The organism is Mesorhizobium loti, from assembly GCF_013170705.1.
Classification (GTDB): domain Bacteria; phylum Pseudomonadota; class Alphaproteobacteria; order Rhizobiales; family Rhizobiaceae; genus Mesorhizobium; species Mesorhizobium loti_D.
In genome coordinates this window covers 6,372,003-6,387,850 of record NZ_CP033334.1, presented here as the reverse complement: position 1 = coordinate 6,387,850, position 15,848 = coordinate 6,372,003, and the positions used below count along the sequence as shown (strand labels likewise).

Genomic DNA, 15,848 nt, shown 5'->3' with positions numbered 1-15,848 from the left:
CATTCGCCGCAACGCTTTCGAGCGTAGGTCGAGCTCAGGAAGACGAGTGGTTGAACCGCATCGGGAAAGCCAGCCGGATCGTAGCCGTGATGGATCGCACGGGTAGCGAAGCCGAATTTGGCCTCGTTCGCAGACTGTGCCAGTTCAGTCTTGGGTTGGTGGGCAGTCGGGCATCGACTTCAGACGTGCTCTTGGCTTTCGGAGGGAGTGGCTGCAAACTGGCTCATATGAAATGTCCAAACGGCAGAAGAAAATGGTCCAGTCTCCAGGTCCCGGTGCTTCAACCCGCTCGCATGGCATGGGGGCGCGTCAAATCTACGAAGCGCTTCGCGAGCAGATACTCCGAGGCATCTACGACACCGGCAGCCAACTGCCGTCCTCCCGGGGTCTCGCCGAGGAACTTGGAGTCTCACGAACGACCGTCACCGTCGCTTACGAGCAGCTGGCCGCGGAAGGTTTCATCGACATCCGTCAAGGCGCGCGCCCTCGTGTCGCATCCTCACTGGTCGCACATGAGCTAACCGCCAATCCCCCAAAACGGGTCGGCCCGGACCACTTGTCAAGCTATGGCGAACGGCTGCGTGGCACTCCGCGCTGGCCCAATTACCTGCCGAACCCGCTGAAGGTCGATTTCCGATATGGCGTCCTGGCGCCCTCCGATTTCCCCGCATCGGCTTGGAAGCGCGCGATGAACGCGGCGATGGCGCAGCGGCCGGCACGGCTCGCCTATGACGATCCATGCGGTTCGCGCCGGCTCCGTCAGGCGCTTCAGGGCTATCTCTGGCGCGCCCGTACCGTGCGCTGCAACCCCGAGCAGATCGTCATCGTCAATGGTTCGCAGCAGGGCCTCGATCTCTGCGCGCGCCTGCTGCTCGATCCAGGCGACAGCTTCGTCATCGAGGACCCCTGCTACAGGATGGCGCGCCAGGTCTTTGCCAGTACAGGTGCCACGCCCGTTCCCGTCGAGGTTGACGATCACGGCATGCAGACGGAGCAACTGGCGGGGGTCACGGCCCAGCTGGCCTATGTGACGCCCTCGCATCAGTTTCCGCTCGGCGGCGTCATGCCGATCGCGCGGCGGCATCAGCTTCTGGAATGGGCCCGGGAGCAGGGCGCCTATGTCATCGAGGACGACTACGACAGCGAATATCGCTACGACATCAGCCCCGTTCCCCCGCTGCATAGCCTCGAGGATCATGGGGCGGTCATCTATCTCGGCACCATCTCCAAGACGCTCTCGCCGATGCTGCGCATCGGTTATCTCGTCGTCCCGGAGGAATTCCAGCAGGTTTTCGAAACAGCCAAGCAGTTTGCCGATCGGCATTCTCCGGTGGCGGGGCAGGACTCATTGGCCTCTCTGATCGAGAGCGGCGGCTATGAAAGCCATGTGCGCCGCGTGCGCCGCGTTAACGGCGAACGCCGGGAGGTATTGCTGACCACGCTGAAGCGGAGTTTTTCAGATCGGATAACCGTCCAGGGAGCAGAGGCTGGACTGCACGTCGTCATATGGTTCAACGACCTGCCGCAATCGCGTGAGACGGCGTTGGTCGAAGCCGCCCAATACGCCGGTCTGGGTCTGCACCCGATTTCGCCGCTTTATCATTGGCAGTCGGGAGCAGGCGAAGCCGACCGCGTCGGGCTTGTCATGGGCTATTCCGCCTTGAGCATCCGGCAGATCGAAAAAGGCGTCGAGATGCTGCGGGACGTCGTCGCTCAACTCTGAGATGTTGACGGTTCCGCACGCGGGTTAGAACACATTCGCGGCCGCTCATCGTAAACAGTTCATCGTTGAAACTTATTGCGCAGCCGGGCGACGGCCGCGCTCATGGCCGCCTGACTTAGGTTGCTGGTGCTTGCCGCCGCCGTGAAGTTGCGCGCGGTCAGCAGTGCATCGAGCCGACAGGAGGTTCAGATCAAAGCCTTTGTCTCATCTATCCGCAAGGTGGATGCTTGTCATCGAAACAATCGATTTTGCCGATTGGACACAGCGTCGTATTGAGAATTCAAGGATGCAGCCCTAAGGGGATTGTCGATGTATGCGTTGGCTCCGAGGAGCATTTTCTGGTGTGTGCCTCCTGGTCTGCGCCGAACATTAAGCGAGCCGATCCCCTTTTCGACCAGGTACGTCGGTGATCGGCGCAAGCTGCATCGCGTCGGCTCGTCGCCACAAGCTCCCCCAAGTAGCGTAGGCGCCTACCTTAAGGATCAACTCGCTGCGGAATCAACTTAAGAGGTTCTGCAGAGACGGCCTGGCGACCATTGTGTCGGCGTTCGCATAGGGTCCCACTCAGAAGTTCAGTATCTCGACCTGCCGCCTCGCGCGGGGAGGACGTGCTCGTCGTGCCGATTGCGCGGCCGATGAGCGAATGGCCGATCGGTACAACAATTGACCGGAAAGGTCCGGAGCTATGAAACATCTTGATGACAGCTGGGAGGTGCAGAGTGAGTGCGCTGACGGCACCGGCCGTCGCAGCGTTTATCTGACGTTTGACGATGGTCCCGATCCATTTTTCACACCACAGATACTCGATGTGCTGGCGCAAAATCGAGTGCCAGCGACTTTCTTCGTCATTGGTGCCTACGCCGCCGAGCACCCGGATCTCATCCAGCGAATGATCGCGGAAGGGCATGAGGTAGGCAACCACACCATGTCTCATCCGGATCTGTCCAAATGCGGCTTGGGCGAAGTGCAACGTGAGGTATTCGAGGCGAACCAGGTCATCATGCTAGCCTGCCCACAGGCCTCGATCCGCTACATTCGCGCGCCATACGGCGCCTGGAGCGAAGAAGTGTTCACTGCGTCAGAGATCGCGGGGCTGGCGGCCCTCCATTGGTCGATAGACCCAAGAGACTGGTCGCGCCCCGGCACCGACGCGATCGTCGATGCAGTGCTCGCCTCGGTACGGCCAGGCGCAGTCGTGCTCTTGCACGACGGATGCCCTCCCGATGAGGCGAGACGGAGCACTCATGCCAGTCTGCGCAACCAGACCGTTATGGCGCTGTCCAATCTGATTCCTGCATTAGAGGCCTGCGGATATGAAATTCGCTCGCTTCCAGAACATCACTGAAATGCGAGATCCTGTGGACCTGCTTTCCCAGCCAGTACCTGTGTCGTCTCGCTTATGAAGGCTTACAGGCCGGTTTACGCCCTGCGGACAAGCACTGCATCGACACCGGACGAACTGGTCGGCTCCGACCGTTGGCTAGACGTTTGTTGCCACCTGCTACAACCGAGATCAAGGCGGTCGCCAGGAAAGCCTTCGAGATTTTTACCGAGTTGGATGCGGCAAAGGAAGAACTCGCGGCTTTGGAGAATTCACAATGACGGGCGCTTTTGTCACCCGCGACGGCTCACCATGGACGCCACACTATCTCACGGCGATCGATGGCGCGTCCTGCATCGGCTGCGGCCGCTGCTTCAAGGTCTGCTCGCGCGAGGTCATGCATCTTTACGGCGTCGATGACGCAGGCGAAATCCTCGGCGCCTGCGACGGCGGTGACGACGATTTCGATGGTGAGCTCAATCGCATGATCATGGTTGTCGACCGTGCCGGCCGCGGCATTGGCTGCGGAGCCTGCGGCCGCGTCTGCCCAAAGAACTGTCAGACCCATGTCGCGGCCGACCAGATCGCAGCATGAATTGCATGATTTGACGAGACAAACTCAGGAGAACGGCATTGCGCCTCATCAACTTTTGTCGGCTCCTCGGGCTGGTCCTGTGCGGCAACGCTGTGACGGTTTACTTCGTCTCGCATTCGTTCCGTCTAGCAGTCGTCACGACGCTGAGCTGTTCGCTACTTCTTCAGCTGGGCTATTTCGCAAGTGTGCTCTTTCTGATTTGGCGATCCAGCTGCGCTGGCAAAGCCGGGCAAGGGGCTGGGCTTTTCGACAGGTCACAGGAAGTTCGGTACCAGTCGCGCGACGATGACGAGGGTGAAGTCCTAAACTTGCTGGAAACTCAGGGAGGGGTGCATCCTTTGCCGAGGAATCAAAAACCCATGCCGGTTGGCGCCGGCATCAGCAAGGAGGCACCCCATGACGACGAGAGTACCCGCATCGATGCGCACCCGCCAATCCCTTTCCGACCTGATTGAAGGGCGTCTTTCCACACCGACGGGGCGTTCGGAGCTGATGAAGCTTGCGACCCTCCTGATTGTGGCAGGAAGCACTGGAGGGGGAGAGCCGGGATGCGGTCGGGCGAGACTATTACGAGCACGGAGCTGAGGCCGGCCAGGGTTACCATAACGGCGTGCGCAGCGGGCGCCTGAAGACGGCGGAAGGCTTTGGAATACTCTGCCCCGCAGGTGGCGGGCCGGGACGCGCCGTTTCGCTCCGAGATCCGCGATCATCTGAAAGGCCGCACCGAGGCGCTCGAGGCGGTGGAACTGCTGGCGCGCGGCCTTTCGGTGCGCGACATCGAGGACGCCTTCAAGGACGAGAGCGGCCGGCTGCTGTTGTCGAAGACGGCGGTCAGCGAGATCGGCGAGCTGTGGGCGGCGCGAGCCGGTGCTGGCGGCCTGGGGCTTCAGGGCCTCCGGCCAAGCTACTGCTGCATCTGATGGCCGGCTCCAAGGAGGATGCCGAGACAGTGAGCGCCTTCCTTTGCGCGGCCGCGGGCTCGGCGATCCGCTGCTTGTCGTGTCTGACGGGCGGCATCATCAAGGCGATCGAGACCTGCTTCCCGCGCTCGGAGCGTCAGCGCTGTCTTGCGCATCGAATGCGCAATCTCGTCGCCAAGGTGCCGGAAGACAGCTGGCCGGAGTTCAAGGCCCGCGCCACCGCCGCATACCAGGCGCCCTCGCGGGCCATTGCGCGCGACCCGGCCGCCGGAGTGGTGAAAGATTACGAGGCGGAATTGCCGAGCGCGATCGCCTGCTTCATGGACGATTTCGAGGCCTGTATCGCCCACCTGAGAATGCCGATCACCCACCGCCGCGCGATCCGCACGACCAATCTACTCGAGCGCTTATTCGTCGAGGAGCGGCGCCGCCCGCTACTATCCTCCTATCACCATACCGTGCCGGGCAATGCGCTTGTGGGCCTACACGAGAGCCTTTCCCGTCTGTTTGGGAAAAGAATTCGAGATCGCTCGGACGCGGCACCGCGCCGTCCGTGAACGGCTGGACGGTATTGCAAGGGCGCGGCGTAGTCTTCGTTGTAGCCAAGGAGCACCGACCCGCCGCAGCTGAACAGGGTTGGATCCCGTAGCCTTCGGCGAGAGCTGGGTCCTAGCCGGGTTTATGCACGGCGCTGAAGGTTTGGCGGCCTGAGGTGGTGATCTGGTCGCCGTTTCGGTTGTTTTTGACAAGCTGCTTGGGCGCCGGCGGTGATCCGTCGTGATGGAAGGCGGGGGTTTGCAGGTGCGGTCGGCGGTTCGTTCGGGGCGTTGGCGCCCCGTCGGCTACGTCACGAGCCGCGGAATGCGATCAAGGACGAAGCGGGGTGGGGGCGGACTTCTGCCCACTCGGCCGCTTGGCCGGCCGCAGAGCCGCACCGACGAAGCGGCCATCGCCATCGAACACCACTATCGGCTGGAAGCCGTACTCGTCGTGATGGGCATTGAACAGGCGAAGCTGCTGGCCGCCATGCACGGCATCAAACGTGTTGTCGATATCCAGCACGATCCGCTTCGGCACCTGCCGGAAGCGCAGTAAAGATGGACCATCGCCCGGCCCATAGCGACCAGCTCCCGCATGCCGGGCAGGTTCTCCAGCCGGTCAGCGTCGACTGTGAGGCCAGATCCCGACCCGAAGGCAGCGCATCCTGGGCCATCTTGAAGGCCGGATCGCAGCCAACCGGTTGGCGTCCTTGCCATCCTCATAGCCGGCGGCAATCATCTTCATGCGGAAGCCGATCATATCGGCCAGGCTGTGGACGACCTGGTCCGGGCAGCGCGGATCGTCGATGCAACGCGCCAGACGGTCAGCCACACGCAGCCGTTTCTCCTCCTCGGCCAGAGCGACAACCCCACCGTTGGACGACAGCATGCCGCCGTCGAAGCGGGCAACGACGGCCTTGCCGCCCACAGATGACAAACCGCTCAGCGGCAGCGTAAGATCATTCATGGCGGGTGTGGTCTCCGGAAATGATTCGGATCGGCCTAAACAACAAAAATCATACGTCATTTCAACGGCTTGCACCACATCCGCCAACCTGCCCTGAATTTTCCAGGCTAGGCAGCCGTCACCGTTATGTGGCTACGCCCCACCACTCGGCTGCGACGGACCGCAGGTCGTCCCCGGCTCGCACGCCCCCTGTGTGGATCTGATCCTTGATCGTCACGAACGATCCGTCCCGCAATGCCATCTTTCACCAACTGGACCACATCAATAGCTTCTGACTGGCTGTTTCCAACAGGCCAGCTCGCCAGTATCTGACCTGGTAACGCAAGGAGTTTCGCGATGTACATCCCTCCCGCTTTCCGCGACGACGACAAGGAGTGCCTGCGCGCGACCATCCGTGCGGCGCAGCTGGCGAACTTCGTTACCGTCACGGCGGTAGGGCCGCTCTCAACGCCACTGCCCCTCTTCCTTGACGAGAGCGAGGGCGAGCACGGCGTGATCTACGGGCATCTAGCGAAGGCCAATCCCCAGTGCCATGTTCCGCCGCTGGGCGAGGGCTTGGCCATCTTCATGGGGCCGGACGCTTACGTGACGCCGGCATGGTATGCGACCAAGCGGGAAACCGGGAAGGTCGTTCCGACCTGGAACTACATCGCCGTCCACGCCTATGGACCGGTCGAGTTCTTCGAGCATGCGGGAAGACTGCTGGACGTGGTGAATCGTCTGACCGACCACCACGAGAGCGAGCGCGCCTCGCCTTGGGCGGTGTCGGACGCGCCGCCGGATTTTGTACAGGCGCAACTCCGCGGAATCGTCGGCCTGCGCATGCCGATCACGAGGCTGGAAGGCAAGCGCAAAGTGAGCCAGAACCGCAACGCGGCCGATCGCGCCGGCGTGGCCGCGGGCCTTGCGGCGAGCGAGCGGGCATCTGACCGCGAGATCGCCGCTCTCATCCCAGAATAATCATGACTTCGTCGGAATCGACATCATGTCAGAACTGACCCCACTCGCCCTGTACCTCGCCGCGGCCTCCGTGCTCGCCATCACGCCCGGTCCGGGCATCTTCTACGTTGCCGCGCGTACGCTTGCCGGCGGTCGTGCGGAAGGTATCGCTTCCAGCTTAGGCACGGGGTTGGGGGGCATGATCCACGTCCTCGCCGCAAGCTTAGGTGTTTCCGCGATCGTGCTCGAGAGCTCGGAACTGTTCTCCGCACTAAAGCTGTTCGGCGCCGTCTACCTCGTCTGGCTCGGCTTTCGCACCTTTCAAGCAGCCCGCCGCAAGGGACCGACTGGCAGCAATGACGGCCCCGCGGTGGGGCCAGTCGGACCCCGGCGGGCGTTTCGTGAAGGGGTGATGGTCGAGGCGCTCAACCCGAAGACGGTAGTCTTTTTCCTCGCCTTCATTCCGCAGTTCGTGAATCCGAGCGCAGGGCTTGTAGCTCTGCAATTCGCGGCGCTTGGCTCCGTGTCGATTGCGCTCAACACGCTCGCCGACATCGTGGTTGCCTTGGTGGCTAGCGGCATTCAAGACGGCGCGGCCGCGCGTCCCGGCTTGATCCGCCGCCTGAGGGAGGCGTCGGGCGGCGCGATGATCGCGCTGGGCGTCGGCCTCGCTCTGGCGAAGCAGCCTGCTGCCTGACTTTGAAATCCGATCGGTTGGGCATCTTTCCGGGTTGGCGGGTTCTTGCGGAGTAGCTGGATGGCTGCGAGCCAGCTTCGGTCTTGCACCCATTCAGGTCATCTCTCCGGAGGCGCGGCACCACCCGTTGCGTGAAAGTCCGCTCGTAGATGAGAGAAAATACAGTGTGAGAGAAACGTGAGTTCGACTGACTCGCCTGCCTCATACCCATCATTTCAGCCCCTGCGAATCCACGCACGGTAGAAGCCAGTCAGCCGAGAATGACGGCCGTTTCATGGAAGGAAAGCCAAGCCATGCGCCAAGCATCGCCCCGCTTTGCACTCGATCACATGGCGACGCCCGGACTTGACGTCAGGGCACTTTTCGCTTTTGCCCGTGACCAGGGACTGACCGATGTCCAGATCCCCCGACTGTGCAGCAATGCTATTGCACGCGGCATGCCGACGGCTGACGTCCGGTCTGCCGCCGCCGAAGCAGGCGTTGGGATTATTTCCGTCAATGCCTTACAGCGCTTCAACGAGTGGACTCCCGGCCGCAAGGCTGAGGCGAGCAAGCTCGCCGATTATGCCGCGGCCTGCGGAGCCAAGACGCTCATGCTGGTGCCGGTCAACGACGGCACGTGGCCCGCCAATGGCGAGCGCCAAGGCAATCTCCGGGTCGCCTTGAAAGCGCTCAAGCCGATCCTTCAGTCGCGCGGTCTGATCGGTCTCATCGAGCCGTTGGGCTTCCAGACCAGCTCGCTTCGATCGAAGAACGAAGCGGCTAAGGCCATCGCCGCCATTGATGGCCAGTCCGTCTTCCGCCTCGTGCACGACACGTTCCATCACACGCTCGCCGGGGAGACGTTCTTCTCCTGCGACCTGACTGGTCTCGTGCACGTTTCAAGCGTGAACGATCCGATCCACTGGATTTACCCGGATCGCGTGCTAGTCGGTTCCGACAATGGCAGTCAGATCCGGGCGCTGCTTGATGGCGGCTATGCGGGCCCCTTCTCATTCGCTCCGTTTGTCGACGCAGTCCACCCGCTGGACGACCTCGCAGGCGCACTTGCCGCGAGCATCGACCTCGTCCGACACGGGCTATTCGCGCAAGTGCCGGTGTGAAACACTGGAGTAATTAGGAGTGCCTGCGACCCCTTTTGGGGTCCTGCGGAGAAGTCATTCGAGACGCCTCCTGTAACAATATCTCTCGCATCCAGATGCTTGCCGGATCACTGTTGTGAAGGGCGGGCCACAGGACGGCCTCGGTGAATGCGGGAAGCGGCAGCGGAAGTTCGATGATCCGCAGGGGAAAGGTTGTTTTGAAATGCTGAACCAGCCGTAAGGGCATCGTCGCAATACGAGCTGTGCCTGAGACCATCGGCGGGATCATGCTAAAGGCCTGGACGATAACCTCGACACGTCTCTTGAGACCGTGCTCAAGCAAAAACCGTTCCTCGATGGAGGGCTTCAGCGTCCGTCCGAACTTGACCGCAACGTGCCTCATCGACATGTATCTCTCGAATGTAAGCTGCCCTGGCAGTTGCTTGTTCGTGGAGCAGCCGACGCACACGAGCGTGTCGTCGAACAGCGCCGCTCTTGGATGCGCGCTCGACATGAACAATTCTGGAAAAATTAGAAAGTCGACGTCACCGCGCCGGAGGAGCTCATCGGGGTCGTCGTCGACGGGCAGCAATTCGAAGCTGACGGCGGGTGCTTCGCGTGCAACACGCTCCACGACCTTTTCAAAAAACACGAGTGTGGCAAAATCGGAAAGAATGATCCTGAAGCGGCGATCGGATTGAGCCGGATTAAACGGATCCAAAGAAATAATCGAGCACTGGATCTGCAGGAGTGCGCCGCGAACTGCGGGGGCGAGTGTTTCCGCGCGCGGGGTCAGAACACGTTCACGGCCGCTCGTCGTAAACAGTTCATCATTGAAATAGTTGCGCAGCCGGGCGACGGCCGCGCTCATGGCCGGCTGACTTAGGTTGATGCTGCTTGCCGCCGCCGTGAGGGTACGCTCGGTCAGCAGTGCGTCGAGCACGACGAGAAGGTTTAGATCAAGGCCTTTGAAGCGCATTGCCTTTCACTTATCCATAGCGTGAATGTTCGCGATCTAAACAATCGATTTTACCAAACTTTCAACGCCCTGCATAGATGACCGCACCTGACATGCACCCGATCACGCCACTGCTTGTGTAGCGTGTGGTGGGAAATGACTTGCAAGTAGGCGGTCATGTCGAACTCTCCGCCTTCTTCCGAAAGGCCTATGGGCGACAGGGGCTTTCAGGCGGTTGTAGCTGGGCCGGTGCAGGGCCCAAGGTTCGCGCAATCGGCTCTGATGTGCACGGCGTAGCGGCTTATTTGGACCTGCTGCGCCGTTTCAGCACGGTTGGCGAGGTTAATTTCTTGGTAAGCGAACGCGGATTGTCCAGGGTGCATCCGGATCTTGAGAGACTCGGAATGAGCCATTCTATCCGCGTCATGCGTCCGACGCCGCAGCAGCTTGGCATTGCATTCGCTTTCGGCACGGCTCGGTACCCGCTGCGGAACCATATTGAGAGGCTCTGCAGAGACGTCTGGCGACCAGGGTGCCGGGCGTTCGCGTGGCCACACCTCATCGCAACCGCCCCTGCGCTCGACGTTTGCGAGCAGGCACTGGGTTTTCGTCCGCTCGGTTGCAGCCGGTCGGCCCTCGATACCACGCCGTGATCCGCGTGAATTTCGATCCTTGCACCGAAACTGGCGCTCGCCGTACCCAGAAACGGCAAGCAGCAACCGCAACAAATAGGCTGGAGTCTGATGCTTGATCACATAACAGTCGGAGCGAAGGGACGCGGCTTGCATCCAGCAGAGACAAACAACCGAAATCTAAGCTTTGATTTCGCCAAAGGTATACTCATTACTTTGGTGGTGGTCGGGCACTTGTTACAATACTGTATCTATCGAGGCACTGAAGCCTTCTGGCTGTCGCCGTATTTCAAGTCTATCTACATATTTCATATGCCCCTCTTTATGGCGATAAGCGGATATCTTTCTTCTGGGGCAATTTTTCGAAAATCATTCAACCAAGGCATCGGTGATCGGGCAACGCAGTTATTACTGCCAATGCTTTTTTGGTGTGTGTTAATTTGGGCGTTAAAGTCCGCAGTGAGTTTTCCTACGGAGAGTTTTACTAAAGGATTGCTAGATTTGTCGACAGAGGTAGTTGGAACATACTGGTTCATATGGGCAGCTTTTATTTCGTTCTTTCTAATTAGACTCCTTACAACTTTCAGTCGTCTATCGATATGGATCATAGGCCTATCTGCAATTGTTGTCGCACTTGCCCCCGTCACATTCTCAATAACACCGTTGTTAAGATACACTTACCCGTTTTATTGCCTGGGGTTCCTGTGTGCCCAGTCGGCCGGATGGCAGAACAGTATCATCTGGCGCAACAAATCGATTTCGCTGGGTTTGCTTTCGATATCGGCTTTTATATGCTTCCTTTGGTGGGGAAAGGATACTTACGCTTACAACAATCTTGTTTTAATTGAGGATGGAAAATCATTCAAACAAGTATTCCTGATGTTCGCTGGCTCTGCGGCGGCTTCTGCTGTGGCAATGCAGTTTATGTTCCAATGCTGGAGGCTAGTTTATTCAACTAGAATGGCTCACTTTGTCGCGGTGGAGCTTGGTCAGAGCACGCTGCTGCTTTATCTGGTCCAGGGTGCCGTGTTTCGCCTCATGGATTTGATAAACTTTGGAGACGTCTGGGATCTCACCACCAGAATCGCGTTCGCTAGTGCGGTTGGAGTGGCGATTGTCGTTATAGCCATGGCAATTCGCAGGGTTACGCGCGACCTTGGATATGTGTCGCGGATCGTTGTCGGAGCCCCGCCGCGTCCAAGTCTGCCCAAATCTCAATCTGTAACCAATTTAGCCACGTGAAAATTCGCATCTGCAATCAACATGTTTCATAGCTCCGGACCTATCCGATCGACTGTTGTACCGGTCGGCCATTCGCTCATCGGCCGCGCAATCCCCTCAACTACGACGAGTACGTCCTCCACGCTCGTGCGCGGCAGGTCGAGATACAACGCCTCTGCGGGGGACCGTAAGCGAGTGCCCACAATGGTCGCGATGACAAGCAACCCCGTTACGGACAGATGAGGCATGCGTTTCAAAGGCCTTGATCTGAACCTTCTCGTCGTGCTCGACGCACTGCTGACCGAGCGCAACCTCACGGCGGCGGCAAGCAGCATCAACCTAAGTCAGCCAGCCATGAGTGCGGCCGTCGCCCGGCTGCGCAACTATTTCAACGATGAACTGTTTACGATGAGCGGCCGTGAACGTGTTCTGACACCGCGCGCGGAAACACTTGCTCCCGCAGTTCGCGGCGCACTCCTGCATATCCAGTGCTCGATTATTTCTTGGGATCCGTTTAATCCGGCTCAATCCGATCGCCGCTTCAGAATCATTCTTTCCGATTTCGCCACACTCGTGTTTTTTGAAAAGGTCGTGGAGCGTGTTGCACGCGAAGCACCCGCCGTCAGCTTCGAATTGCGGCCGCTCGACGACGACCCCGATGACCTCCTCCGGCGCGGTGACGTCGATTTTCTGATCCTTCCGGAATTGTTCATGTCGAGCGCGCATCCAAGAGCGGCGCTGTTCGACGAGACATTCGTGTGCGTCGGCTGCCCCACGAACAAGCAACTGCCACGGCAGCTTACATTCGAGAGATACGTGTCGATGAAGCACATTGCGTTCAGGGTCGGCCGCGCGCAGATGCCATCCATCGAGGAACGGTTTTTGCTTGAGCATGGTCTCAAGAGACGTGTCGAGATCATCGTCCAGGCCTTTAGCATGATCCCGCCGATGGTCTCAGGCACAGCTCGTATTGCGACGATGCCCTTACGGCTGGTTCAGCATTTCAAAAAAACCTTCCCCCTGCGGATCATCGAACTTCCGCAGCCACTACCCACGTTCACCGAGGCCGTCCAATGGCCCGCCCTTCACAACAGTGATCCGGCAAGCATCTGGATGCGGCAGATAATGTTGCAGGAGGCATCCCGCATGTGAAGTCGCGGGCTACCATGACGAGGCGCAGCGCGTCCCGCTCACCCTCCCCAAGCATGGCCGCGCGTCGGTTGTCGTCGTTTCGGCCGAGATCTTCGAGCGGCTGATAGCCCGGGATGACCCACGCCGCGCCTACGCCGCCGCGAGACGCCGACGTTGCTGGCCAATGTCCTTGTGACTGAGCTTGACCGCCAGTCGGCCGAATACGAGGCCGGAAAGAATGACTGACCGCTTTTCCGAGCGTTCGATCGTCTCGCTGGCCTGGCGCTGGCCGCGTGACGAGGGGCGAGAGAATGCCGAAAAGGATCGGCCCGTCTGCCTCCCGATCACAGTTCGAGATCTGAGCGTGAGAGCATAGACCGCACGCTCTGACGGTTAGCAAGCGGCCGTTGTGGCCCACGTAGCGTGTTCTCGCCTGTTGGAGGATCTTTCAAATGCAGGTGGTTACCCACACTACAGCGACATTGTCGCCGTGCCAAAGCGGTCGACGGCGAGGCGGTGCGCTTCGGTCCGGCACTATTAGCTTCTCTCGTCGGCACCATCGGTCGAAACGCCGCCGCCGAGCGAATCCACCTGGACAACAACATCCGATCGCACAGAGACGAAGCCTGCAACCGACCAAAATCGTCCGCAGGATCGCAGCGCGCTGCTGATGCGATTGCATCTTTTTCAGCGTGCACTGAGGGCCGCTCTGTCAGCCGGTCTAGGGTTCGCGCTTCGGGCCGAGCAAGAACGCCGTCAGGGCGGCGAGGAACGAGGCGACGGCGCTATAGGCAAAGGCACTGGCAACGCCGGCATTGTCCACCAGCAGTCCGCCGATAATCGCGCCGGCTGCGATGGCCACTTGGAACGTTGCGGCCATCAGCCCACCGGCGCTTTCGGCCTGCCCGGGAGCGGCGTGCAGCACCATCCATGTCTGCAGTCCCACCGGCACCGCGCCGAAGGCAAAGCCCCATACGGCAACCGCAATCGCCGTGGACCAGGCCGATGCCCCCAGCATCAGCAGCGAGACAGCGGCCATCGCTATGAGCAGGGGCGGCAGGGCCGCCACTGCCTTGAGGCTGTGCTCGGCTAGGAATCCGCCTGCCAAATTGCCGAAGAAGCCGCAGATGCCAAAGGCGAGCAACAGGAGCGAGATCGTCTCGATATTGAGCGCGGGAAACTTCTCGAGGAAGGCGCGGATATAGGTGAAGCCGGCGAAGTGCCCGGAGGCGACCAGCAGGACGACCAAAATCGCGACTTTGATCATCGGATTCTTGGCCACATCCAGCAGACTGCGGAAGCTGGCCACTCCGATCGGAGGCAGCCTCGGAATGGTCATGAGTTGCACTAGCAGTGTAACGGCGCCGACGACTGCAGCGATCATGAAGGCGGTTCGCCATCCCCAAATGTCGCCGACATAGGCGCCGATTGGAGCCGCGCAAACGGTAGCGACGGTGACGCCGGTGAGGATGATCGACATGGCCCGCCGCAGGAGGTGACTTGGAACGAGCCGCATCGCCAGCGCTGCCGAAATCGACCAGAAGCCTCCGAGCGCTATGCCGAGCACGACGCGGGCCGCCAGGAGAAACGACAGCGACCCCGCAACGGCCGACAGAACATTCGACAGGATGAGCAGCAGCGTCATCGCCCACATGACAATCCTGCGGTCCAGGCGCTTTGTGATGATGGCCATCGTCGGCGCCGAGATCGCCCCGACAATGGCGGTCATTGTCAGCGCCTGTCCAGCTGCACCCTCGGTGATGCCGAGATCATGCGCGAGCGGCGTCAGCACGCTGGCAGGTAGAAACTCTGCCGTCACAAGCCCGAAGGTGCCTAACGCAAGCGCAATAACCGCACCCCATGCGGGACCAGACCGTTGATCTGGCTGTTCTGGGTCATGCAGAACTCCGTCCATGAAGGCTGTCGCAGATTCGGTCATGAACAGGGTCTCCAGTCTGGATGCGCTGCAACATCGGGCTAGCTGCGTTGACCCGCATTATCGCCAGAAGCGCCTTTCCCCGCGGCGCTGCAAGGAGGAGGGGATGTTCATCGCTTCGCGATATTTGACGGTGCGGTGCGCAATATTGTGGCCGTTTCCTTGAGCCGGACGACGATGTCATCGTCGGAAAGCACGTCATCTGCGATTCTCGGCGATCATCGCCCAAGCTTCGACCGGGTGCGAGTCGCCACCTTGGGAGGAGGCGCTCGCGACGTTGAAAAAATAATTCGGTTCGAACACGCCGCGCGGGGTCAGCATGTATGTGTTCGACTTTACCCGGCTTACCGTTGACTGAGGCACTTTGATCGCGTCGGCGACAGTTTTGAGACCGAGAGGCCGCACTTCGACGCTGTGTTCCAAAAAGGCATGCTCCTGGCGCAGGCGGATAAGCGACAATTGGGCGAGCACCACGCCTTGGTCCGTCAGTCTCGAACCACCCATCGCAAACCCGGAGCAGGGACGTCTGGAGGGGACGTTCGGCGCAAACGTGCTCCCTGGGCGCTTGCATGGAACTTCGCGGTTTTGCCATGGGTCAGTTTATAGCTTTCTACGTGCCTTGATGGGCTCTAACGGATAACAGCAAGCGTTATGCCATTTCACTTGAAGGCACCGATCCGGACTATCTTTTGCCGAATCCCTGTCGGCTTGAGCAGGGGCGCCGTGCCTGGACCGAGTCCGAGTGCGCCGCAAATCGCTTAGGCACCCGGATCGAGCAAAGGTGCTGTACTGTCGGAGTGATCAGAAGACGAAACCGTTCCGGACGGGCCGAGCCGATGCATTGCCGCATGCCGGCCGGCACCGCATCGAGCACGTAAGGCTTTGTCTATAGCGTGTAATTGCGTGCGCAGGATTGCTGCGTCGAGGAAGGTCTTCGACACCTTCTAGCTCTTCAGCACGGATCGCGCCGGTCTCCACGCGGCAAGGATTGAGTTCGGCTGGGCGTCACGGGGTTTGCATGATTGAGATTCCTTGATTTGCTCCCTCGTGCGCCTATCCGAAAACATTGTTGTGTCCGTAGGCGGACAAGAATGTCGCACGCGCGACCAAAAGATCGCCACGGCCGGCCTGCCGGTACGGTGGCCATCTTCGGGAACCGGTGGAGCAATACCCTTCCTCGTCGACTT

The 15,848-nt window shown here is 60.1% G+C and carries 16 protein-coding genes and 3 pseudogenes; 13 read left to right on the top strand and 6 right to left on the bottom strand.

Annotated features, from left to right (window positions below; translation table 11 throughout):
• Nucleotides 1-253 precede the first annotated feature (253 nt).
• Entirely contained in the window at nucleotides 254-1,723 is a 1,470-nt protein-coding gene (locus tag EB815_RS31070) for a PLP-dependent aminotransferase family protein (RefSeq protein ID WP_027046519.1), read from the top strand.
• Nucleotides 1,724-1,745: 22 nt separating this feature from the next.
• Here EB815_RS31070 and EB815_RS31065 read toward each other — a convergent pair.
• Nucleotides 1,746-1,912: pseudogene (locus tag EB815_RS31065) on the bottom strand (LysR family transcriptional regulator); the annotation flags it as partial.
• A gap of 446 nt (nucleotides 1,913-2,358) precedes the next feature.
• Between EB815_RS31065 and EB815_RS34035 the strand changes: the two are divergent.
• The 6 genes from EB815_RS34035 (at nucleotide 2,359) to EB815_RS31030 (ending at nucleotide 5,116) form a co-directional block, all read left to right on the top strand.
• Nucleotides 2,359-2,412 (top strand): hypothetical protein, encoded by a 54-nt coding sequence (locus EB815_RS34035; RefSeq protein WP_269465811.1) that lies wholly within the window; start codon nucleotides 2,359-2,361, stop codon nucleotides 2,410-2,412.
• Complete coding sequence (nodB, locus tag EB815_RS31055) at nucleotides 2,409-3,068, top strand: chitooligosaccharide deacetylase NodB (RefSeq protein ID WP_019856461.1); 660 nt, start codon at nucleotides 2,409-2,411, stop codon at nucleotides 3,066-3,068. Before EB815_RS34035 ends, nodB begins: the two co-directional genes overlap by 4 nt.
• A gap of 253 nt (nucleotides 3,069-3,321) precedes the next feature.
• Entirely contained in the window at nucleotides 3,322-3,639 is a 318-nt protein-coding gene (gene fdxB / locus EB815_RS31045) for a ferredoxin III, nif-specific (protein ID WP_019856462.1), read from the top strand.
• Nucleotides 3,640-3,677: 38 nt separating this feature from the next.
• Nucleotides 3,678-4,094, top strand: coding sequence for an exopolysaccharide production repressor protein (locus tag EB815_RS33740; RefSeq protein ID WP_019856463.1), 417 nt, complete (start codon nucleotides 3,678-3,680; stop codon nucleotides 4,092-4,094).
• Between the two features lie 189 nt (nucleotides 4,095-4,283).
• Nucleotides 4,284-4,559: a hypothetical protein gene (locus EB815_RS31035; RefSeq protein ID WP_155249076.1), complete on the top strand. Its 276-nt coding sequence runs from the start codon at nucleotides 4,284-4,286 to the stop codon at nucleotides 4,557-4,559.
• Nucleotides 4,559-5,116, top strand: coding sequence for a transposase (locus EB815_RS31030; RefSeq protein WP_019856465.1), 558 nt, complete (start codon nucleotides 4,559-4,561; stop codon nucleotides 5,114-5,116). Before EB815_RS31035 ends, EB815_RS31030 begins: the two co-directional genes overlap by 1 nt.
• 310 nt (nucleotides 5,117-5,426) lie before the next feature.
• Here the strand turns inward: EB815_RS31030 and EB815_RS31025 are convergent.
• A pseudogene (locus EB815_RS31025) lies at nucleotides 5,427-5,987 on the bottom strand (transposase).
• Nucleotides 5,988-6,401: 414 nt separating this feature from the next.
• Here EB815_RS31025 and EB815_RS31020 point away from each other — a divergent pair.
• From EB815_RS31020 to EB815_RS31010, 3 genes are all read left to right on the top strand, one after another.
• Nucleotides 6,402-7,025 (top strand): FMN-binding negative transcriptional regulator, encoded by a 624-nt coding sequence (locus EB815_RS31020; protein WP_019856468.1) that lies wholly within the window; start codon nucleotides 6,402-6,404, stop codon nucleotides 7,023-7,025.
• Between the two features lie 25 nt (nucleotides 7,026-7,050).
• Complete coding sequence (locus EB815_RS31015) at nucleotides 7,051-7,701, top strand: LysE family translocator (protein WP_019856469.1); 651 nt, start codon at nucleotides 7,051-7,053, stop codon at nucleotides 7,699-7,701.
• A gap of 260 nt (nucleotides 7,702-7,961) precedes the next feature.
• Nucleotides 7,962-8,804 carry a TIM barrel protein gene (locus tag EB815_RS31010; RefSeq protein WP_019856470.1) on the top strand — a complete coding sequence of 281 codons (843 nt, stop codon included), beginning with the start codon at nucleotides 7,962-7,964 and terminating at the stop codon, nucleotides 8,802-8,804.
• Nucleotides 8,805-8,817: 13 nt separating this feature from the next.
• Here the strand turns inward: EB815_RS31010 and EB815_RS31005 are convergent, their stop codons facing one another.
• Complete coding sequence (locus tag EB815_RS31005; RefSeq protein ID WP_019856471.1) at nucleotides 8,818-9,762, bottom strand: LysR family transcriptional regulator; 945 nt, start codon at nucleotides 9,760-9,762, stop codon at nucleotides 8,818-8,820.
• A gap of 125 nt (nucleotides 9,763-9,887) precedes the next feature.
• On the opposite strand from EB815_RS31005, the gene EB815_RS31000 reads away from it, so the two are divergent.
• Together EB815_RS31000 and nolL are read left to right on the top strand one after the other, a co-directional pair.
• The gene (locus EB815_RS31000) at nucleotides 9,888-10,394 is read left to right on the top strand and encodes a hypothetical protein (protein WP_080643699.1); all 507 of its coding nucleotides are present in this window, start codon (nucleotides 9,888-9,890) and stop codon (nucleotides 10,392-10,394) included.
• Nucleotides 10,395-10,484: 90 nt separating this feature from the next.
• Entirely contained in the window at nucleotides 10,485-11,615 is a 1,131-nt protein-coding gene (nolL, locus tag EB815_RS30995) for a nodulation factor fucose acetyltransferase NolL (RefSeq protein WP_051112815.1), read from the top strand.
• Nucleotides 11,616-11,641: 26 nt separating this feature from the next.
• On the opposite strand, the gene EB815_RS30990 is transcribed toward nolL, so the two are convergent.
• Nucleotides 11,642-11,842 (bottom strand): hypothetical protein, encoded by a 201-nt coding sequence (locus EB815_RS30990; protein WP_019856473.1) that lies wholly within the window; start codon nucleotides 11,840-11,842, stop codon nucleotides 11,642-11,644.
• Between EB815_RS30990 and EB815_RS30985 the strand changes: the two genes are divergently transcribed.
• The gene (locus EB815_RS30985) at nucleotides 11,841-12,746 is read left to right on the top strand and encodes a LysR family transcriptional regulator (RefSeq protein WP_065005191.1); all 906 of its coding nucleotides are present in this window, start codon (nucleotides 11,841-11,843) and stop codon (nucleotides 12,744-12,746) included. The genes EB815_RS30990 and EB815_RS30985 overlap by 2 nt on opposite strands.
• A 700-nt stretch (nucleotides 12,747-13,446) precedes the next feature.
• Here EB815_RS30985 and EB815_RS30980 read toward each other — a convergent pair.
• Both EB815_RS30980 and EB815_RS30975 read right to left on the bottom strand, forming a co-directional pair.
• Nucleotides 13,447-14,664, bottom strand: coding sequence for an MFS transporter (locus EB815_RS30980; protein ID WP_019856475.1), 1,218 nt, complete (start codon nucleotides 14,662-14,664; stop codon nucleotides 13,447-13,449).
• Nucleotides 14,665-14,721: 57 nt separating this feature from the next.
• Nucleotides 14,722-15,066: pseudogene (locus tag EB815_RS30975) on the bottom strand (hypothetical protein).
• Nucleotides 15,067-15,848: the final 782 nt, after the last annotated feature.

What these genes read in the sequence shown, in the direction of transcription:
- EB815_RS31070 (WP_027046519.1), top strand. Translation starts at nt 254, where the DNA reads ATGGTCCAGTCTCCAGGTCCCGGTGCTTCAACCCGCTCGCATGGCATG.
- nodB (WP_019856461.1), top strand. Translation starts at nt 2,409, where the DNA reads ATGAAACATCTTGATGACAGCTGGGAGGTGCAGAGTGAGTGCGCTGAC.
- fdxB (WP_019856462.1), top strand. Translation starts at nt 3,322, where the DNA reads ATGACGGGCGCTTTTGTCACCCGCGACGGCTCACCATGGACGCCACAC.
- EB815_RS31030 (WP_019856465.1), top strand. Translation starts at nt 4,559, where the DNA reads ATGGCCGGCTCCAAGGAGGATGCCGAGACAGTGAGCGCCTTCCTTTGC.
- EB815_RS31020 (WP_019856468.1), top strand. Translation starts at nt 6,402, where the DNA reads ATGTACATCCCTCCCGCTTTCCGCGACGACGACAAGGAGTGCCTGCGC.
- EB815_RS31015 (WP_019856469.1), top strand. Translation starts at nt 7,051, where the DNA reads ATGTCAGAACTGACCCCACTCGCCCTGTACCTCGCCGCGGCCTCCGTG.
- EB815_RS31010 (WP_019856470.1), top strand. Translation starts at nt 7,962, where the DNA reads ATGACGGCCGTTTCATGGAAGGAAAGCCAAGCCATGCGCCAAGCATCG.
- EB815_RS31005 (WP_019856471.1), bottom strand. Translation starts at nt 9,762, where the DNA reads ATGCGCTTCAAAGGCCTTGATCTAAACCTTCTCGTCGTGCTCGACGCA.
- nolL (WP_051112815.1), top strand. Translation starts at nt 10,485, where the DNA reads ATGCTTGATCACATAACAGTCGGAGCGAAGGGACGCGGCTTGCATCCA.
- EB815_RS30985 (WP_065005191.1), top strand. Translation starts at nt 11,841, where the DNA reads ATGCGTTTCAAAGGCCTTGATCTGAACCTTCTCGTCGTGCTCGACGCA.
- EB815_RS30990 (WP_019856473.1), bottom strand. Translation starts at nt 11,842, where the DNA reads ATGCCTCATCTGTCCGTAACGGGGTTGCTTGTCATCGCGACCATTGTG.
- EB815_RS30980 (WP_019856475.1), bottom strand. Translation starts at nt 14,664, where the DNA reads ATGACCGAATCTGCGACAGCCTTCATGGACGGAGTTCTGCATGACCCA.